Here is a 2,402-nt window from a genome sequence, read left to right as displayed (position 1 = left end):
AGGAAAGACCAATAAGAAGTTCTTCTTGTTTGATGAACAAATGAATGAGATCAAGCAGGAATACAATAAGATTCCGCTTACAGAAGATGAGGACGGTTTTGAATGCGATGATCTGGCAGCACTGACCGAATGGATCAAATCTTCGGTAGATAAGATCTGCAAGTCTCCGGAGTATGAACTTAAAGGGGTGAATTTTTCTACCTACGGCGCCTCCTTTGTGCATGTTGGAGAGGACGGTAAGCCTTTGACACCGCTTTACAATTACCTGAAGGAAATTCCTGAAGAAATTATCGGGGAGTTTTACCGCTCCTATCCTGAAGAAGCCAATAACCTGGAGACGGCATCACCTTCCTTGGGCATGCTCAATTCAGGCTTGCAGCTTTACTGGTTGAAAAAGACCCAGCCAGAGTTGTTTAAAAAGATCAAATATTCCCTGCATTTTCCCCAGTACCTAAGTTATCTTTTTACGGGCAAGGCCGTCAGCGAACCGACTTCCATAGGATGTCATACCCGACTTTGGGACTTCGAAAGGGGAGCCTATCACAATTGGGTTAAAAAGGAGGGCATAGATCGCGTACTGCCTGAAATTGTTCCTACAGGAAAGACTTTCCAAGCCGAGCTTTGTGGCCGTGAAGTGAGTATTGGAGTGGGGATCCATGACAGTTCTTCCGCCCTGGCGTCCTATCTGGTGCGGATCAAAGAACCCTTCTTGCTGATTTCTACAGGTACCTGGAGCATCTCGTTGAATCCGTTTACCCAGGATCCATTGACCAAGGAGGACTTGGACAATGACAGCCTGAATTTCCTGAGCATAGACGGTCATCCTGTGAAGGCTTCGCGGTTTTTCATGGGCTATGAATTCAATTACCAGATTGACCGAATCAACAAGCATTTCGATAAGCCTGAAAAATATTACAAGACGATTCCAGTAAATGAAGCCATTGCAAGCCGGATCAAGGAGGGTAAGGTGAAATGCAGTTTTTATCCAAAACACATCGCCGAAACCCCGTTGGTCAAGTCACTTTTTGAGGGCAATGAATGGAAGCCGGAGGAGTATGACAGCTATGAGGAGGCCTACCACCATATGATCTGGGGATTGACCTTGTTGCAGGTGGCTTCATTGAAATCGGCTCAGGGTAGTTCTGCTATCCATAAAGTGTTTATCGATGGGGGCTTTGTCCATAATGAGGTGTTTATGGATCTATTGCAGCATCACCTGCCTGGCTATGAGCTGGAATTTTCTGATTTCCCTTTGGGCTCTGCTTATGGAGCGGCCTTGGTGTTGGAGCAGGGAGAAAAGGAAAGCCTTGGGGTGAAGAAGTCCACAAATTTCACGAATTAGTATTTCTTTTTTTACCACAAAGGTCTCTGAATTTGCACAGAGGAGACAGAGGAGGGTTTAACCACAAAGTTCGCAGAGCTTACACAAAGTTCACAAGCTAAGTTTTGGAATAAAAGGATTTGGAGTCTTAGTGCTACCACCTTGTCCTCCGTGGTAATTTTGGTTTTGAGTTTTTTACCACAAAGGTCTCAGAGTTTGCACAGAGCTCACAGGGTGAGTTTTGGAATAGCAGGATTTGGAGTCTCAGTGCTACCACCGTGTCCTCCGTGGTTAATATGGTTGTGAGATTTTTACTTTTTAGGATTATACGATGGATTATCGTATTTTAAATGAAAAAGTCATGAAAGTTACTGCCATAATACCTGATGAATTGATAAGCGAAGTGGTTAAGTACTCTAAGGCCACTACCGTGACTGATGCTTTAAAAATGGCGTTGAAGGAATACTTGGCCATGAAAAAGTTAAAGGAACTAAGCCAATCGGTAGTGGAGGAACCTTTGGAGTTTAAATATTCTGCCAAGGAAATCAGGAAAAAGAACAATACATGAAAGGGGTTGTTTTAGACACATCCGTTTGGATTGAATATTTTAAAGCTAATCCTGACTATTTCTCTCCTTGTCAGCAATTGTTGGAAAAAGCTTCAGTTTATACCTTATAGATCATCTTTGCGGAATTACTTCAAGGTGCAAAAGGAAAAAGAGAAGTTGAAATAATACGGGGATATTATGAGAGTCTTCCCAAGCTGGACAGGCCCAATGCTGTTTTTGAAGCGGGAGCTTACTCCCAAAAGGAAAATTTGGTTGGCAAAGGTATCGGGCTAGTTGATGCCATTATCATTCATGCTACTGTGGCGCATGACCTAAAACTATGGACCCTGGATAAAAAATTAAGCGGTTTTTGGGAGATGAATTTGTTTTTTCGGATTAGGGTATTGTGATTCTAATCTATGTTAGGTTGGTTTTAAGTACAAACTTCCCAAGGCATATACAAAAGTCACCAGTCGGCGTACCGATTCCTGTTCCCTTTTCTCCAAAAGGGATATCAGTTCTGCTTTGGTCAAC

2 protein-coding genes are annotated in these 2,402 nt (G+C 43.0%); both read left to right on the top strand.

Features of this window, described 5'->3' with window-relative positions:
* On the top strand, window positions 1-1,342 hold a 1,342-nt coding region (locus ACYVAA_RS22710; RefSeq protein ID WP_460546327.1), incomplete at its 5' end, for an FGGY-family carbohydrate kinase.
* A gap of 340 nt (window positions 1,343-1,682) precedes the next feature.
* Window positions 1,683-1,889 carry a DUF2191 domain-containing protein gene (locus tag ACYVAA_RS22705; RefSeq protein ID WP_460546325.1) on the top strand — a complete coding sequence of 69 codons (207 nt, stop codon included), beginning with the start codon at window positions 1,683-1,685 and terminating at the stop codon, window positions 1,887-1,889.
* The last annotated feature ends 513 nt before the right edge of the window (window positions 1,890-2,402 follow it).

Source organism: Echinicola sediminis (assembly GCF_054777495.1).
This window is presented reverse-complemented; position numbering and strand designations above follow the sequence as displayed.